Consider the following 18,594-nt stretch of genomic DNA (forward strand, 5'->3'; position numbering starts at 1 on the left):
TTGAAATTTTCATATTAATTTACAATATTTTCAAGAGGCATAGCCTAAAATTTGAAATAGCTTAACTCCTACCGGAGAAAATATAGCTTTTTGTGGCTTAATCATAATATATTTATAAAAATATTATAAAAATTACAAAAAAAATAAATACAAACTTTTTTAGTGCAAAAGCGCAAAAATTGAATAAAAATGAATAATATGGTATAGTCACTTAAAAGAAACTAGAGGAGAGTGTATTTATGGACTTATTATCAATTATTAAAAGTATTAACGATGTCTTGTGGGGGTACATATTAATATTTCTACTATGTGGTACTGGAATTTATTTTACAATAACTCTAAGATTCGTTCAAGTTAGAAAATTTAAACATGCCTTAAAAAAGACTTTTGGAGGGGTTAAATTTGGGCATAAAGCAGGAAAAGATGGAATGTCGTCTTTTCAAGCAATGACAACTTCAATAGCTGCTCAAGTAGGAACAGGAAATTTAGCAGGAGCAGCAACTGCTATAGTATCAGGAGGACCGGGGGCTATATTCTGGATGTGGCTAAGCGCTTTCTTTGGAATGGCAACTATTTTTGCTGAAGCAGTACTAGGTCAAAAATTCAAACAGAAAGTTGACGGTGAGATGACAGGAGGACCTGCTTACTATATTAGTAAAGGTCTTGGAAGTAAAAAACTAGCAGCATTTTTTTCAATAACTATAATAATTGCCTTAGGATTTATAGGTAACATGGTACAATCTAATTCAATAAGCGCAGCAGTAAGTTCAGATACTAATATTCGTATAATCATTGGTGTAATAGTAGCAGCATTAGCTGGTATGATTTTTATTGGAGGAGTAGGCCGTATTGCATCCTTTACTGAAAAGGTAGTTCCATTTATGGCTTTATTTTATATAGTAGGTAGTTTAGCAATTATTATAATGAATTTTTCTAATTTAGGACACGCCTTTGAAATGATATTTGTAGGAGCATTTAATCCTAAAGCTGCTACTGGCGGTTTAATTGGAGTAGGAGTAAAAGAAGCGATGAGATATGGTATTGCAAGAGGGCTATTTTCTAATGAAGCTGGAATGGGATCAACGCCACATGCACACGCACTTGCAAAAGTTAATCATCCAGCAGAACAAGGAATGGTAGCAATGACATGTGTATTTATTGATACATTTGTAATATTAACATTAACTGCACTTGTAATATTAACTACTGGAGTATTAGATGGGAAAACTACAGGCATAGATTTAACTCAAAAAGCTTTTACGAGTGGTATGGGAAGTCTTGGGGGTCCATTTGTAGCTATAGCGTTATTTTTCTTTGCCTTTTCTACAATAGTAGCTTGGTATTTCTTTGGTGAAGCTAATGTTAAATATTTATTTGGTAAAAAAGCATTAACTACATATAGATGTTTAGTTCTAGTCTTTATTGTGCTAGGAGCGGCTCTAAAAGTTGAATTAGTTTGGGAGCTTGCAGATACTTTTAATGGATTAATGGTTATACCAAATTTAATTGCGTTATTGGGACTTGGAGCTTTAGTTAAAAAGAGTTTAAAAAATTATGAAGATGATTTTGAAAAGAAAAACTAAATTACATAATATATTTTTAGAATAAATGGGAGATAGTATACTGGGTGCTATCCCCCATTTTGTATTAGTATTGTAAAAATGTGGAATACTATTAATATTCAAAAAACATAATTTCTACTTGAGTTTAATTTAATATTTTAATTATATTATAAAAAATTTAAAACATTTTTATTCTGAAATACACTTTTATAATTGGGCAATATATATTATAATCTTATTATAACGAATTATAAAAGAAAATTAATGATTAATATTCGTATAAAATTTAGCTTTTGGAGGTATGAGTCATGGAAAATAAGATATATAGGTTATATGTGGAGAAAAAAACGAACTATGATATTGAAGGTGAAAAATTACTAAAAGACATAAAAACAAATTTGGGTATAATGAGTTTGGATGAACTTAGGTTAGTTAGTAGATATGATATTATGGGGATTTCTAAACAACAATACCTTATGTCGAGGAATACAATATTTTCAGAACCAACAGTAGATAAAGTTTATGATGAAGAATTAGATATTAAAAGCAATGAGAATGTATTTGGTATTGAATTTTTGCCAGGGCAATATGATCAGAGAGCAGATTCAGCTTCTCAATGTATACAAATCTTAACTCAAAAGGATAAACATATAGTTAAAACTGCAAGACTTATTATATTAAAAGGAAATATTACTAAAAGTGAATTAGAAAAAATCAAGGGATATTGTATTAATACAGTAGATTCTAGAGAGGCAGATTTAAGAAAACAGAAGGATTTAAAACAAAATTTCAATGAACCAAAGCAAGTAAAAATAATAGAATTTTTCACTCAAATGAATGATGTTGAGCTCGAAGAATTTCTAAATAGCAATGGACTTGCTATGAGTTTTGAGGATTTAAAATATTGCTCAGAATATTTTAGAGAAACTGAAAAAAGAAATCCAACTATAACAGAGATAAAAGTAATAGATACATATTGGTCAGATCATTGCAGACATACAACTTTTAATACTGTAATTGAAGATGTACACATAGAAGAAGGAAAATATTCCAAACCAATTAAAATGGCTTATAAAGAATACTTAGATACTAGAGATTTTGTTTATGGTGAAACAAGTCGAGATGTTACATTAATGGATATGGCTATTATTGGACTTAAAGATTTAAGGAAAAAAGGAAAATTAAAGGATCTTGATGTTTCCGAGGAAATTAATGCTTGTAGTATAGTTATTCAAGCAAACATTGATGGTAATAAGGAAAAATGGCTAGTAATGTTTAAAAATGAAACTCATAACCATCCAACTGAAATAGAACCATTTGGTGGAGCGGCTACTTGTCTTGGAGGATCAATAAGGGATCCATTATCAGGAAGAAGTTATGTATATCAGGCAATGCGTGTTACAGGATCGGGTGATCCAAGACAAAAAATTTCAGATACTATGCCAGGCAAACTTCCACAGAGAAAAATTACGCTTGAAGCTGCTCATGGTTTTAGTTCTTATGGAAATCAGATAGGACTTGCTACAGGTCTTGTTTCTGAAGTGTATGATGAAGGATTTGTTGCTAAAAGAATGGAAGTTGGTGCAGTTATTGGAGCAGCCCCTTACAATAATGTAATAAGAGAGAAACCAATAGCATCAGACGTCGTTATACTCCTTGGAGGTAAAACAGGTCGTGATGGATGCGGCGGAGCTACTGGGTCATCTAAAACACATAGTGAAAGCTCAATTCTAACTTCAGGGGCAGAAATCCAAAAGGGAAATGCACCAACGGAAAGAAAAATACAAAGACTATTTAGAAATCCAAAAGTTACAACACTTATAAAAAGATGCAATGATTTTGGCGCAGGTGGTGTGTCAGTAGCTATTGGCGAACTTTCAGATGCATTAATAATAAATTTAGATAAAGTAACAAAAAAATATGAAGGTCTTGATGGTACAGAGCTATCTATATCAGAATCCCAAGAACGTATGGCTGTTGTTGTTAGAAAAGAAGACGCTAGTTTATTTATAAAGCTTTCTGAGAAAGAGAATTTAGAGGCTGTAGAAGTAGCAAAAATAACTGATGACAATAGACTTAAAATGGTATGGAAGGGAAAAACTATTGTTAACGTAAGCAGAAGTTTTTTAGATACAAATGGAGTTAAGCAACATACTGACGTAAAAGTTTGTGCACCTAAAGAGGAGGACTATTATTTCTCAAAAGATATAAAGGAAAACTTAAGCAAGAACAAATCAATAAAAATTTTATGGAATGAAATATTATCTGACCTTAATGTTTGTAGCAAGAGAGGTTTATCTGAAAGATTTGATAGTACTATTGGTGCAGGATCAGTCCTAATGCCATATGGTGGGAAATATCAAAAGACACCAATTCAGTCTATGATTGCAAAGCTACCTGTACTTCGCGGAGATACGGATACTGGTACAATAATGTCATATGGATATAATCCTAAACTATCTAGTTGGAGTCCATTCCATGGGGCTGCTTATGCAGTAATTGATTCTGTAACAAAGGCAGTATCTAGTGGAGCTAATTATGAAAGTATTAAACTAACATTCCAAGAATATTTTGAAAAATTGGCGAAACAACCAAGCAAGTGGGGTAAACCATTTTCATCACTTTTAGGAGCTCTTCATGTTCAAAAACAATTTAGTATTGCAGCTATTGGTGGAAAAGATAGTATGTCAGGAACATTTAATGAAATGAATGTACCACCAACACTAGTATCATTTGCAGTGGATGTTATAAATACAGATAAGGTTATATCACCTGAATTTAAAAAAGAAGATAGTCAGGTTGTTTTAATTCATTCAAGTTTATGCGAAAATGGATTGCCAGATTTTGAAAAACTTCGTGAAAATTTCAAATTAGTAAGGGAGTTAATACAAAGTGGCAAAGCATTATCAACCTATGCAGTAGGTATGGGTGGTCTTGTAGAAGCTATATCGAAGATGTGTTTTGGTAATAACATAGGATTTACATTTGATAAGGCCATTAATGACTTCGATATATTAAAAGAGGATTATGGCAGTATAGTAATGGAAGTAAACAAGGACTCAATTAATTATTTAATCAAAGATAATTCTAATATTAAGGTGTTAGGTAATACTACAGCTGAACCATATATAAAAGTATTAGGAGAAACTATAGCTTTAAAAGATGCTCTAAATAACTGGGAGACGCCTTTAGAGAGTGTATTTAGTACTAAGCAAGATAGTTCTAAAGTAGATAGTAAAGATGAGAAAACCTATGAAAGCGTTCAAAGTTCAAAGATTAAATCTTCACCTACAATTAAAATAGCAAAACCTAGGGTTATAATTCCAGTATTCCCAGGAACTAATTGTGAATATGATTCTATGAGGGCTTTTGAAAAAGCTGGCGCTGAAGTGGAAGTCATGGTATTAAACAATTTATCATCAAAGCATATTGAGGAATCTATAAAAGCTATAGCAGATAGAATAAAAAATTCTCAAATTGTTATGATCCCAGGTGGATTTAGTGCTGGTGATGAACCAGATGGTTCTGGTAAATTTATTGCAACATTTTTTAGGAATCCTATAATACGTGAAAGTATAAATCAATTATTAGAAAATAGAGATGGTTTAATGCTCGGAATATGCAATGGCTTTCAAGCATTGATAAAACTAGGATTACTTCCATACGGGAAAATAACTGATATAACTGAGGATAGTCCAACATTAACATATAATGAAATTGGAAGACATGTATCTCGTATGGTTCAAACAAAGGTAGTTTCAACTGTATCCCCTTGGTTTAATAATTTAAAAGTGGGAGATGTGCATTCTATTCCAGTATCGCATGGAGAAGGCAGATTTGTAGCGAATGATGATGTAATTAAAAAGTTATTTGCAAATGGACAAGTGGCTACCCAATATGTAGATTTTAATGGAACTCCTAGTTACGATATAAACTTTAATCCCAACGGTTCAATGCATGCTATTGAAGGAATTACTAGTTTGGATGGAAGAATTCTTGGGAAAATGGGTCATTCTGAAAGAGTTGGATCAGATATTGGAGTAAATATTCATGGTAATAAGGACCAAAAATTATTTGAATCTGGAGTAAATTATTTTAAATAAGAGATTAAATCTACTTATTAAAAATGAAATATTGTTTTAAGGTCTAAAATAACATATATCATATGGTCACATTATATAAACACGAACGATATATTATATTTGATTGTTAATTATAGAAAAAAAGCGATAAACACGAACATTAGTGTAAAAATGATTAATAATGTATTGACTTAATAAAAAATAGATGTTACCATTAAAATATAATTTAACATATAAATGAATAATTAGTTCATCAATATATTTCTAAGAATATGGCTTAGAAGTTTCTACGAGAGGCCTTAACCTCTCACTATTGGTGGATCTTGAATAGACCTTATATAGGTATAGTGAATATACCTTTAGTTCAAGATTACACCATTAGATTAAAAGTTTATGGTGTAATCTTTTTTTTATTAGCAATTATAAAAGTTGAATGTTTTATTTAAATAGGGAGGACAAAAATGAAAGTAGGAATTATTTTTGGAAGTAAATCGGATATAGACATAATGAAAAATGCGGCAGTTGTACTTAAGGAATTCGGAGTTGATTATGAAGTACACATTCTATCAGCACACAGAGTTCCAGAAAGATTAACGCAGGTTATAAAAGAAATGGAAAATAACGGTGTTGGATGTATTATATCAGGAGCAGGCCTTGCAGCGCATCTTCCAGGTGTAATAGCATCTCAAACCATATTACCAGTAATTGGAGTTCCTATTAAGGCTGCGCTTGGAGGCATTGACGCACTATTTTCAATTGTTCAAATGCCAAAAGCTATTCCGGTAGCTACAGTGGGAATCAATAACAGTTATAATGCAGGAATGCTAGCGGTACAGATTTTATCACTTAAATATTTGGGCCTTAAAGATAAGTTAATTATATATAGAAAAGAAATGAAAGAAAAGTTTTTAGCTGATAATGAAGTTAAATTTGAATTTTAAACAATAAATATTATTGCTAAATAAAATATTAAGGAGTGGATATAAATGGGAGAATCAGTGTTATTATATGAGGGTAAAGCTAAAAAAATGTTTAGTACAGACAATAAAGAAGAGGTAAGAGTATATTTTAAGGATGATGCAACAGCTGGTAACGGTGCTAAAAAAGGCAAAATCAATAAAAAAGGAATTTTAAATAATAGTATAACTACTATGTTATATGAATTATTAGAGAAAAAGGGTATAAAGACTCATTTTATTAAGAAAATAAATGATAGAGAACAATTATGCAAAAAAGTTGAAATAGTACCTCTTGAAGTAATTATAAGAAATGTTGCAGCTGGTAGCATGGCTAAGCGTTATGGTATAGAAGAAGGAACAAAACTTAAAATAACAGTTATTGAATTAAGCTATAAAAATGATGATTTAGGTGATCCTCTTATAAATGATTATCATGCAGTAGCTATGGGCCTTACTACATTTGAAGAGTTGGGTGAAATATATAGAATGGCTTTTGCAATAAATGATATTTTAAAGGAATTATTCTTAAAACAAGATATTAATTTAATAGATTTTAAATTAGAATTTGGAAGACTTAACGGAAAAATAATTTTGGCAGATGAGATATCACCAGATACTTGTAGATTTTGGGATGTTAAAACTAGGGAAAAATTGGATAAAGATAGATTTAGAAGAGATCTAGGAAATGTTACAGAAGCATATGAGGAAATTTTAAAAAGAATTATTGAGTAATAAGAGATAATTAATAAACAAAAAATACAAAAATACAAAAATACAAATTGGAGGAATAACTTTGAATAAAGCTAGCGAATTGGATGAAGTACTTATGGATGATCAAGATAAGTTTAAAGATGAATGCGGTGTTTTTGGTATTTTTGCGCAAGATAAAGACTTAGATGTTGCTGCATTAACTTATTATGGACTTTATGCTTTGCAGCACAGGGGAGAAGAAAGTGCTGGAATAGTTTATTCTGATGGAGTGAAACTTACTTGTGAAAAGGCTATGGGACTTGTTTGTGATGTTTTCAATAAGGAAATGATTAAAAAAATGAAGGGTCATGCTGCTATTGGACATGTTAGATATTCAACTTCAGGATCTAGTGAAGTTAAGAATGCACAGCCGCTCTTAAGTAAATCCAAATTAGGTGATATAGCTATAGCACATAATGGTAACTTAGTAAATGCAGAGGTCGTTCGTGAGTTACTTGAGGATTGTGGCTACATGTTTCAAACATCAATCGATTCAGAAGTAATACTTAATCTAATTGCTAGGGGTGCAAAAAAAGGTATTGAAAAGGCTGTAGTTGATGCAATACAAGCGGTTAAAGGTTCTTATGGAATAGTTATGCTTACAAAGGATAAACTAATAGGGGTTAGAGATCAAAATGGTATTAGACCACTTTGTATAGGAAAAATAGAGAATAGTTATGTTATCGCATCAGAAAGTTGCGCGCTTGATGCAGTAGGTGCAGAATTTTTAAGAGATGTGAAACCAGGTGAGATAGTAATAATAGATGAAAAAGGACTTACATCTATTAATTTTGCTGAAAAAACTAAAAATGCAACCTGCTCTTTTGAGTATATATATTTTGCAAGACCAGACAGTACAATCGATGGTATTAATGTGTACGCTTCAAGAGTTGCAGCTGGGGAACAGCTATTTAAAGAATCTCCAGTAGATGCAGATATGGTTATAGGAGTTCCAGATTCAGGGCTTGCTTCAGCAATAGGATATTCTAAAAGTTCTGGAATACCTTTTGGAATAGGTCTTGTTAAAAATAGATATGTGGGTAGAACATTTATAAGCCCGACTCAGGAAATAAGAGAGAAGTCAGTTTCTGTAAAATTAAATGCATTGAAAATAAATGTAGAAGGCAAAAGAGTTATATTAATAGATGATTCAATAGTCCGTGGAACAACAAGCAAGAGATTAGTTGAAATTCTACGAAAAGCTGGAGCAACAGAAGTGCATTTTAGAGTTTGTTCACCAGTAGTAAAATATCCTTGCTATTTTGGGATAGATACACCATATAGAAAAGACCTAATTGGCTCTAATATTTCTGTTGAGGAAATTAGAGAAGAGATAGGTGCTGATAGCCTTGGATATTTAAGTATAGATGGACTTCTAAAAACACTGGGTCATAAAGAATTTTGCCTAGGTTGTTTTAATGGTACTTACCCAGTATCAGCTCCATACGAAACTGAAAAAGAAAAATTAGGAAGGTAGGGGACACTAATGATAACTTATAAAGACGCAGGTGTTAATATTGAAGAAGGATACAAATCAGTAAAACGTATAAAAGAATATGCAGCAGCCACATTTACAAAAGGTGTTTTAAATCATCTAGGAAGTTTTGCCGGAATGTTTGAGATAGGTGAAGGATATAAAAATCCTATTTTAGTTTCTGGTACTGACGGAGTAGGCACAAAACTTGATATAGCCTTTAGAATGAAAAAATATGATACTGTAGGAATTGATTGTGTTGCAATGTGCGTTAATGATGTCCTTTGTCATGGTGCTAAACCACTTTTCTTTTTAGATTATATAGCTTGTGGAAAATTAGATTCTAATGTATCTGCGGAGCTTGTAAAAGGAGTATCTGATGGGTGTATTCAATCTAATTGTGCACTTATAGGTGGAGAAACTGCAGAGATGCCTGGTTTCTACAGAGATGGAGAATATGATATGGCAGGTTTTACAGTTGGAATAGTTGATAAGCACAAAATTATTGATGGATCTGCTATTCGCGATGGATATTCACTTATAGGAATTGAGTCATCAGGCCTTCACAGTAATGGATATTCTTTAGTTAGAAAATTGATACCTAATTTGGATGAGGATTTTAATGGAGATAAGATCGGAAAAACTCTACTTACCCCAACTAAAATTTACGTAAAAACTATATTAAGCCTTTTGGATAAATTTGATATAAAGGGTATGGCACATATTACAGGTGGTGGTTTTTATGAAAACATACCAAGAATGTTTAATGGAGATTTTACAGCAGTAGTTGATAAAAACAGTTTTAATGTACCAGACATTTGTAAACATCTAATGTCTCTTGGAGTAACAGAGGAGCATATGTTTAACACATATAATATGGGAATAGGATATGTATTATGTGTTGAGGATAAGGACTGTCTAAAAATAATAAAGACTATTAATGATTTAGGAAGTAAAGCATATAAAATCGGTCATGTTGAAGCTGGAGGTGCAGGTGTTTGCTTAAAATAGCTGTATTAGTTTCAGGAAGCGGAAGCAACCTTCAAGCTATAATAGATAATATAGAAAGTGGATACTTAAATTGTTCTATAGAAGCTGTAATTAGTGATAAAAAAGATGCATATGGCATAGATAGAGCAAAATCCAAAAATATAAAGACATACATATTAGATAGAAAACAGTATGGGAAAAACATTTCAGGTGAAATATTAAAAATTCTAGATGGAAAAGTAGATTTAGTAGTGCTTGCTGGATTTTTATCAATACTTCAAGGCGAACTTCTTCATGTATTCAAAAACAAAATTATAAATATACATCCATCGCTTATCCCATCTTTTTGTGGTGGAGGTATGTATGGAATAAAAGTCCATGAAAAAGCGATAGAATATGGTGTTAAGGTTTCAGGATGCACAGTTCATTTTGTAGATGAAGGTACAGATTCAGGACCTATAATAATTCAGAAGGTTGTAAGTGTTTATTGTACGGATACAGCAAGTGATTTACAATTAAGAATACTTGATCAAGAACATATCGCTTTGTCAGAAGCTATAAAATATATAAGCGAAGGAATAATAAGAATCAAAGGAAGAAAAGTATTAGGTGTATAGAAACAAATAACAAGTAAAAGAATCGACGAATATTGGCTTGTTGTTTATTTGAATGCGATTTATATATGAAAGGTGGCAAATTAATGATTAAAACAGCACTTATAAGTGTATTTGATAAAGAAAACATTTTAGGACTTGCAACATCCCTTAGTAATAATGGTGTAGAAATTATGTCTACAGGTGGAACTTTTAAGTATTTAAAAGAAAATGGAATTAAAGTCTCAGAAATTTCAGATGTTACCGGTTTTGAAGAAATATTAGATGGAAGAGTAAAAACATTGCATCCAGTTATACATAGTGGAATACTTGCCAAAAGAGATAATAAAGAGCATATGGCAACTATCAAAGCTAAAGGAATAAAGCCTATTGATATGGTAGTAGTTAATCTTTATCCATTCTTTAATAAAGTTTGTGAAGATATAAGTTTTGAGGAAAAAATTGAATTCATCGATATTGGTGGACCAACAATGCTCAGAGCAGCAGCTAAAAATTTTAAAGATGTTATTGTACTCAGTGATACAAAAGATTATGAAAACATCATAAAAAAATTGGATGCTAAAGAAGAAGTAGATTTTAATACAAGAAAACACTTAGCAGGTAAAGTATTTAATTTGATATCAGCATATGATGCCGCAATAAGTAACTTCCTACTGGGCGATGAGAAAACATATCCAGACTATCTTTCACTTTCATATAAAAAACAAATGGATCTAAGATATGGTGAAAATCCTCATCAAAGCGCAGCTTATTATGTATCTGCTGCGAGTAATGGAGCAATGAAGAATTTTAAGCAATTAAATGGTAAAGAATTATCTTATAATAATATAAAAGACATGGATATTGCATGGAAGGTAGTGTGTGATTTCGAAGAAATAGCTTGTTGCGCATTAAAACATAATACACCATGTGGAGTAGCTGTAGGTACTAGCGTATTTAATGCATATAAAGACGCGCATGATTGTGATCCAATGTCTATTTTTGGAGGAATTGTTGCTTTTAACAGAAAGGTTGATAAAGAAACTGCTTTGGAGCTTAAAAAGATATTCTTAGAGGTCATTATTGCACCAGAGTTTGATGATGATGCTTTAGAAGTTTTAAAGGGTAAAAAGAATTTAAGAGTTATAAAGTGTTCAAGTAAATCAGAGGGTAAAATTAACATTGTTAATGTTGATGGCGGAATGCTTGTGCAAAGTTCAGATGATAAACTAATTGGTGAACTAAAAGTAGTTACTAAGAAGAGCCCAACTGAGGCAGAGATTAAAGATTTAATATTTGCAATGAAAGTGGTGAAGTATGTTAAATCAAATGCCATTGTAGTAGTTAAAGATGGTAAAACCTTGGGTATTGGAGTTGGACAAGTAAATAGAATATGGTCAGCGGAGCATGCCTTAGAAAGAGGATCAGATGCTACAGTATTATCATCAGATGCATTCTTCCCATTCGGAGACGTAGTAGAACTTGCTGCAAAATATAATATAAAAGCAATAATTCAACCAGGTGGTTCTATTAAGGATGCACAATCAATAGAGATGTGCGATAAAAACGGAATTTCTATGGTATTTACGGGAATTAGACATTTTAAACACTAATAATCTACATAGTAGATGCATCCACTTACGTGGCTTTTATCAGCTACTTTGTACCTGAATGAAGTTATTTAAGTGACTTAATTTAACAGATGACTTAATTTCATGATGGGATAACCTAGTTATTCCATCAATTTTAGTTTATAAAGATAAAAGGAGATGGATATATGAAGGTATTAATTATTGGTTCTGGGGGACGGGAACATGCTTTAGTGTCAAAGGTTGCAGAAAATTCTAACGTCGATGTGGTGTATTGTGCTCCAGGTAATGGTGGTACTTCTAGAGAAAATAAATGTACAAATATTAATATTACAAAAATGGACGAGCTTTTGAAATTTGCGATTACAAATAAGATAGATATAACGATAGTTGGGTCAGAAGAATGGCTTGTACAAGGAATAGTAGATAAGTTTAATGAGAAGGGGCTTAAAATATTAGGACCCTCTGAAAAAGCTGCAAGACTTGAGGGAAGTAAATCTTATTCTAAAGAATTTATGAAAAAATACGATATAAAAACAGCGGCATATGAAGTATTCGAAGATGAAAATAAAGCTGTAGAGTATCTTAAAAATTGTGAATATCCAATAGTAATTAAAGCTGATGGATTAGCAGCAGGAAAAGGCGTAATTATTTGTAATGATTTTACTGAGGCTAGTAAAAGCATAAATGATTTTATGATACTCGATATATTTAAAGGCAGTGGAAAGAAAATTGTAATTGAAGAGTTTTTAGAAGGAGTAGAAGCGTCTATACTTTCCATAACAGATGGAAAAGTTATAATCCCTTTTGTATCTTCAAAAGATCATAAACAAATATTTGATGGAGGCATTGGACCAAATACAGGAGGAATGGGAGCTATAGCACCAAATCCATATTGTACTAAGCAAGTGTTAGATGAATTTTACAATAATATATTGACACCTACCCTTAAAGGGATTCAAGAGGAAAAAATGGATTATAGGGGCATAATATTTTTTGGAATAATGATAACCAAAAAGGGTGTATATTTGCTTGAATATAATGTTAGATTTGGAGATCCTGAGACTCAAGCCGTTTTACCTCTTATGAAAAGTGATTTTATAGAGCTTGTAGAATCTGCTATAGATGGAAAACTTGGAAACTTTAATGTAGAATGGAAACAAGGATATTCATGTTGTTTAATTGCTTCATCAAAAGGGTATCCAGGAAGTTACTCTACAGGATTTGAAATAAGCGAGTCTGGTAAGCTAGAGGGCAAATTGTTTCTAGCAGGTGCTACTGGTGATAATGGTATTATGAGGACAAATGGTGGAAGAGTTTTGGGCGTGACAGGTTTTGGTGGAACACTAGACAAAGCAAGAGAAATAGCCTATGCAGACATGAAAAAAATTAATTTCAGTGGAATGTATTATAGAACAGATATTGGGAAATAGAATAATAAAGTAAGCAGATGAAGAAAATCATCTGCTTTATTTTGTATGAATATTTAAAAAATCACTATAAGCATTTTTAATGCAACAGCTAAAGACATTGTTACGAAAATAGGCTTTATAAGCCTAGAACCATTATTTAAGGCAACAGTTGTGCCTAATTTAGCTCCTATAATCATAGATACTGCTACCGGCAATCCTATCATATAATTTATTTTACCACTTATTGCAAACAAGATAAGAGCTGTAATGTTGCTTATGAAGTTTAGTATCTTGGAATTAGCAGAAGAAGTTACAAAGTTGAAACCAAAAACATTTATAAATCCAAAAACTAAAAAGGAACCTGTTCCAGGGCCGAAAAATCCATCATAAAAACCTAAAGAAAATGCTAGAATAATTCCACAAAGTACATTTATTTTTGTAAGTCCTTTAAATTTATCCTCTAAACCCAGAGATTTAGAAAAAAGAGTATAAATACCAATAAACATGATAAGAATTAATACTAAAGTGTTAAGATATTTTTGATCTATGTTTAGTACTGCTTTAACACCTAGCATTGATCCCAGGAGTGTAAAGGGAATTAGGTATTTTAAAAGTTTAAAATTAGACTTACCTGATTTTATAAATTGGAGAGAACTAGTAAAAGAACCAGCGGTCGCACTAAATTTGTTAGTTCCAAGTACCATGTGAGGGGGTAGTCCTGCTAGCATAAAAGCCGGAACGCTTATAAGCCCACCACCGCCAGCAATAGAATCCACAAAGGATGCTATAAAGCCAGCTATACATAAAAGAGCAATTGTTGTTAACATATGACACCTGCCTAATTTCATAAAATTTAAAACGAATATATTGTTTCTTTATTATTATAATTGATTACAACTATAAATTAAAGAATTATACTGATATTGCTTAAGATAAGTCGTAATTTAAAATAGATAATGCAAATAATAACATTTTTTTGTGTGATAATCGATAACCTATTGATTTATATGTCATATATACGTATTATGTATAGGTGGGAGAAAAAAATACAAACGCTTCTCCATTTGTGGAGGTTACAAAAAGTTAGATATTAAAATTATAATATAACACTAGGGGGAGATAAGATGTTAGAACAAAATAAAGAAATTAAAAATGAAAATATTATTAATGATTTAAACAATAAAAACAAAACAATAGATGGAGCATCTGGCACTAAAAGGGAAAATCCAAAAGAAAATAAAGTTATAAGACCTTCGTTTGTAGATACTTTTAAAGCTAATATTATAGATTTAATAGTTATAGGCGCAGTATCAACAATTGTAGTATTTGTTGCAGATGCTATACTTAAATTAACAGGATATGCTATAACTCAAAAGTTCCAAATGATATTTATAATTTTCATGATTATTATGGTATTATACATGAGTATTATGGAAAGCGGAAAATCATCTGCTACAATCGGTAAAAAAGCATCTGGACTATTAATTATTAGAAGATAGGAGTTTGAAAAAATTATGCAGAGAAGAAAAGAGTATGAATTTAATATAGAAAAGTTAGAATTCCCAGCGCAAGGTATTGCATTTTACGAAGGCGAAAAGGTTTTAATTAAAAACACATTGCCAGGTCAAAAAGTAATTGCTAAAGTATCAAAAAAGAAAAAGTTGGGTGTAGAAGCGAAACTTGTAAAAATACTTGAAGATGTAGATTATAAAATCAAGCCAAAGTGTAGCATCACGGATTTATGTGGAGGATGTAGTCATCAATTTTTACCTTATGAAAAACAATTAGAATTTAAAAAACTTCAGGTATTAAAATTATTTGAAGAAGCAGAAATAAAAGATTTTGAATTCCTAGGTATAGAAAAAAGCCCTGAGGTATTTGAATATAGGAATAAGATGGAATTTACATTTGGAGATTTCCGCAAAGATGGTGAATTGACTCTTGGTATGCATACTAAAGGAAGAAGTTTTAGTATCGTAACTGTTGATGATTGTAGAATAGTGGATGTAGATTTTAGAGAAATTCTAAAATTAGTATTAAACTATTTTATAGAGCAAAAATTGCCACATTATAAAGTAATGGAACGCACGGGATATTTAAGAAATTTAGTTATTCGCAAGGCTAAAAACACTGGTGAAATATTAGTGAATATTGTAACTACAACTAAAATAGATTTCGATTTAAGTGAAATAACTAATAAGCTTAAAGAATTAAAATGTGATGGAATCATTACTGGAATAATACATACAATTAATGACTCATTATCTGATACAGTTCAAGCAGATAAAATTGAAACATTATACGGAAGAAACTATATCATGGAAACACTATTGGGTCTTAAGTTTAAAATCAATCCATTTGCTTTTTTTCAAACGAATTCAAAAGGAGCAGAAAAACTTTATAGTATAGTTAGGGACTTTTTAGGAGATTCAGAGTCAAAGGTAGTTTTTGACTTGTATTGTGGAACGGGAACTATAGGACAAATCGTTGCATCTAAAGCAAAAAAAGTTCTTGGAATTGAACTAGTAGAAGAAGCAGTTACAGCGGCTAATGAAAATGCAAAAATTAACGGATTAGATAACTGTGAGTTTATAGCAGGGGATATAGCTAAAGTTATAAAAGAAGTAAAAGACAAACCGGATAGCATTATTCTAGATCCTCCAAGAGCAGGAGTTCATCCTACAGCATTAGATTATGTACTAAAGTTTGATGCTAGGCACATAATTTATGTCTCTTGCAACCCTAAAAGTTTAGTGGTTGACTTAAAGGAGATAACCAGCAGAGGATATAAAATTAACAAGGTAGTATTAATGGATATGTTTCCACATACACCTCATGTTGAGACTATTGTAGACATAGTTAAGGAATAATTGATTTTATTAATTAAATAATCACTAAGATATACATAATTGCCATCCTTAATTATTTTTGGGTGGCAATTATACTATGTGCTAGGCATTTTATACAAATCTATTTATTATGAAAGTGGGAGAAGAGTATGGATTGGATTGAGTCAATAAGAAGTTATGATGCTTATAATGAACAAGAAGAAAAAGATAAAGAACTAATTTTGCATTGCATAGAGATATTCGATGATATTTTAACACGAGATAATAAGATTGCACATATAACAAGTTCAGCATTTATAATAAACAAAGCAAAAGATAAAGTGCTAATGGTGCATCATAATATATATAATTCTTGGTCATGGGTAGGTGGCCATGCAGATGGAGATAAAGATTTATTAGCTGTTGCAATTAAAGAAGCAAAGGAAGAGACTGGGGTGAAAAATATTTATCCTGTTAGTTCAAAAATCTTTTCAATAGATGTGTTAACTGTACTTGGACATATAAAAAGAGGAGAATATGTATCTCCACATTTGCATTTATCGGTAGCATATTTAGTTGAGGTAGATGAAAATGAACCACTTATTATTAAAGCTGATGAAAATAGTGGCGTCAAATGGGTTCCAATAGATGAAGTTAATGTATATTCAAGCGAACCTCATATGCAAAAGGTTTATAATAAATTAATATTAAAAACAAGGTCTATAACGATTTAATTTCATATGATATATTAATAATGAAACGCCACAAACATCAAAAATTTGTGACGTTTTTGTTGGTCACAGAATAAATGAATTAGAAAATAAAGATTAGAGTATTCTCATCTTTATTTCAATGCCATGTTATGGTAATATAAAGTTGAATTATTATAATATTCTTATTAGTCAAAAAACACATATTCAGGGTTTTATGAAAAAATTATTTTAGAAATAAGAAATCATTGTTCGTTATTATTAGTATGCAGAAAGGATTAATAAATAGGTGTATAAATAATGTGAAAAGGAGTATTTGAATGAAAAATAGAAATGAATTATTTAAAACTTATATTCCAATTGCAATTTTTGGATTTCTATACTTAACAAGTGTAGGTTCGACTAATGTTGCTGGCTTAAGCTTAACTATTTTTTTTCAATATTGTTATTATTTATTGAAAACAAAAGGAACAAAGGGGAAATGGAAGACATTGGTTTTATTCCGAAAAATGTTTTATCTGATATAAAAAAATATTGGTGGTTAATTTTGATTCCTGTTGTTTCGTGTATTGTATCAATTAGTTTGTCTAAATTTATACTGCCAGAATTTTACTTGTATATTTTAGACAAAAAACGATGTTATCAGTTGATAAATCGTTCTTACAGATACCTAAATTATTGATTTTAGCATTTGCTGAGGAAGTAGCATTTAGAGGGTTTTTCCAGACTAAGCTTTGCAATATTACAAAACCGATTTGGGCTATCATTATTACTTCATTATTCTTTGCCATAGGAAATTTTTCGGCTGGCTCCATTGCAGTTCTTTTTTATATCTTGTTTTTTATCTTTATAGATAATATTATTTACGGTGTGATTTATCAAAAAACAAAGAATATTTACTCGTGTACTATTTCACATTTTTTAGCAAATGTCATTGGGACATTTATTATTTTACTTATTTGATTAAACATAAGGAGTATGAGAAACTCTGTAGTAAGATGAAATATCATGTTCCTTTTATAAAAAAAAGAAAACATTGTTAAAGTTTATGGTGATAAGGATAAGCTCAACAGTGACCGTAAAGTTTTCCATATCTTTTAATGTTAAAAATATAGCGTTCTATAACATATGTATTGTATAATATTATAAATTACAATATACTAAAATCAATTATAATAAATTTAATCTATAAAATAAAGAGGAGATGTTTTAAGTGAAAAAAATGAAATTTATAGACATATTTTTTCTTGTTTTAGGGGTAATAGGCTTACTATTTGGAGGTACATTTGGAACTAAGGCATATACGGTTTCAGCTATATGTATCATTTTATCTGCAATAATTTTTGTTGTTAATAGAAAGAAAAAGGAAAGTTTATAAACAACAAGGGTTAGGCTAATACATAAAATAGTATTAGCAGCGGTAATAGATGTTTCCACAAACGGCCGTTTATGGTACTTTGAAATTTTTTAATTTTTGTAGTTAAAAAACAGTAGATTTTTAGACCAGCTAGTTAAAGTCAAGTGTAAATTTGCAAAAGTAGTTGTTAATTTCATTGCATAACAAAAAGACCATTGCATAACACGAACAATGGTAAATTTAGTAATTATTTAGGACTAACTTAAGCTACTTCTCTAGAATGGTTTT

15 protein-coding genes and 1 riboswitch are annotated in these 18,594 nt (G+C 30.8%); of the genes, 14 read left to right on the top strand and 1 reads right to left on the bottom strand.

Annotation, left to right across the window (positions count from 1 at the left end):
• The first annotated feature begins 239 nt into the window (after nucleotides 1–239).
• From KPL38_RS12515 to purD, 9 genes are all read left to right on the top strand, one after another.
• Complete coding sequence (locus KPL38_RS12515) at nucleotides 240–1,583, top strand: alanine/glycine:cation symporter family protein (protein ID WP_216289468.1); 1,344 nt, start codon at nucleotides 240–242, stop codon at nucleotides 1,581–1,583.
• 287 nt (nucleotides 1,584–1,870) lie between these two features.
• Nucleotides 1,871–5,665 carry a phosphoribosylformylglycinamidine synthase gene (locus KPL38_RS12520; RefSeq protein WP_216289469.1) on the top strand — a complete coding sequence of 1,265 codons (3,795 nt, stop codon included), beginning with the start codon at nucleotides 1,871–1,873 and terminating at the stop codon, nucleotides 5,663–5,665.
• A gap of 213 nt (nucleotides 5,666–5,878) precedes the next feature.
• A riboswitch (purine riboswitch) is annotated at nucleotides 5,879–5,977 on the top strand.
• 128 nt (nucleotides 5,978–6,105) lie between these two features.
• On the top strand, nucleotides 6,106–6,585 hold the full coding sequence (gene purE / locus KPL38_RS12525) for a 5-(carboxyamino)imidazole ribonucleotide mutase (protein ID WP_216289470.1): 480 nt from the start codon (nucleotides 6,106–6,108) through the stop codon (nucleotides 6,583–6,585).
• A 45-nt stretch (nucleotides 6,586–6,630) separates the two neighbouring features.
• Nucleotides 6,631–7,335 (top strand): phosphoribosylaminoimidazolesuccinocarboxamide synthase, encoded by a 705-nt coding sequence (gene purC / locus KPL38_RS12530; protein WP_216289471.1) that lies wholly within the window; start codon nucleotides 6,631–6,633, stop codon nucleotides 7,333–7,335.
• 94 nt (nucleotides 7,336–7,429) lie between these two features.
• Nucleotides 7,430–8,830, top strand: coding sequence for an amidophosphoribosyltransferase (purF, locus tag KPL38_RS12535; RefSeq protein WP_216289482.1), 1,401 nt, complete (start codon nucleotides 7,430–7,432; stop codon nucleotides 8,828–8,830).
• A gap of 9 nt (nucleotides 8,831–8,839) precedes the next feature.
• Entirely contained in the window at nucleotides 8,840–9,838 is a 999-nt protein-coding gene (gene purM / locus KPL38_RS12540; RefSeq protein ID WP_216289472.1) for a phosphoribosylformylglycinamidine cyclo-ligase, read from the top strand.
• Nucleotides 9,826–10,434 (top strand): phosphoribosylglycinamide formyltransferase, encoded by a 609-nt coding sequence (purN, locus tag KPL38_RS12545; protein WP_216289473.1) that lies wholly within the window; start codon nucleotides 9,826–9,828, stop codon nucleotides 10,432–10,434. The genes purM and purN overlap by 13 nt, the downstream gene beginning before the upstream one ends.
• 83 nt (nucleotides 10,435–10,517) lie before the next feature.
• On the top strand, nucleotides 10,518–12,023 hold the full coding sequence (gene purH, locus KPL38_RS12550) for a bifunctional phosphoribosylaminoimidazolecarboxamide formyltransferase/IMP cyclohydrolase (RefSeq protein WP_216289474.1): 1,506 nt from the start codon (nucleotides 10,518–10,520) through the stop codon (nucleotides 12,021–12,023).
• A 164-nt stretch (nucleotides 12,024–12,187) separates the two neighbouring features.
• A complete protein-coding gene (gene purD / locus KPL38_RS12555) occupies nucleotides 12,188–13,432 on the top strand; it encodes a phosphoribosylamine--glycine ligase (RefSeq protein ID WP_216289475.1) in 1,245 nt (414 codons plus the stop codon).
• Nucleotides 13,433–13,485: 53 nt separating this feature from the next.
• On the opposite strand, the gene KPL38_RS12560 is transcribed toward purD, so the two are convergent.
• A complete protein-coding gene (locus tag KPL38_RS12560) occupies nucleotides 13,486–14,238 on the bottom strand; it encodes a TSUP family transporter (protein ID WP_216289476.1) in 753 nt (250 codons plus the stop codon).
• Nucleotides 14,239–14,535: 297 nt separating this feature from the next.
• Between KPL38_RS12560 and KPL38_RS12565 the strand changes: the two genes are divergently transcribed.
• The 5 genes from KPL38_RS12565 to KPL38_RS12585 all read left to right on the top strand — a co-directional run bounded on the left by KPL38_RS12565 (nucleotide 14,536) and on the right by KPL38_RS12585 (nucleotide 18,327).
• Nucleotides 14,536–14,910: an RDD family protein gene (locus KPL38_RS12565; RefSeq protein WP_216289477.1), complete on the top strand. Its 375-nt coding sequence runs from the start codon at nucleotides 14,536–14,538 to the stop codon at nucleotides 14,908–14,910.
• 15 nt (nucleotides 14,911–14,925) lie between these two features.
• Nucleotides 14,926–16,281, top strand: a complete 1,356-nt coding sequence (gene rlmD / locus KPL38_RS12570) for a 23S rRNA (uracil(1939)-C(5))-methyltransferase RlmD (RefSeq protein ID WP_216289478.1) — start codon at nucleotides 14,926–14,928, stop codon at nucleotides 16,279–16,281.
• A 128-nt stretch (nucleotides 16,282–16,409) separates the two neighbouring features.
• The gene (locus KPL38_RS12575; RefSeq protein ID WP_216289479.1) at nucleotides 16,410–16,973 is read left to right on the top strand and encodes an NUDIX hydrolase; all 564 of its coding nucleotides are present in this window, start codon (nucleotides 16,410–16,412) and stop codon (nucleotides 16,971–16,973) included.
• 612 nt (nucleotides 16,974–17,585) lie between these two features.
• Entirely contained in the window at nucleotides 17,586–17,912 is a 327-nt protein-coding gene (locus KPL38_RS20345; protein WP_216289480.1) for a CPBP family intramembrane glutamic endopeptidase, read from the top strand.
• Between the two features lie 250 nt (nucleotides 17,913–18,162).
• On the top strand, nucleotides 18,163–18,327 hold the full coding sequence (locus KPL38_RS12585) for a hypothetical protein (RefSeq protein WP_216289481.1): 165 nt from the start codon (nucleotides 18,163–18,165) through the stop codon (nucleotides 18,325–18,327).
• The last annotated feature ends 267 nt before the right edge of the window (nucleotides 18,328–18,594 follow it).

The sequence above is a fragment of the Clostridium psychrophilum genome, assembly GCF_018861705.1.
Classification (GTDB): Bacteria; Bacillota; Clostridia; order Clostridiales; family Clostridiaceae; genus Clostridium_AD; species Clostridium_AD psychrophilum.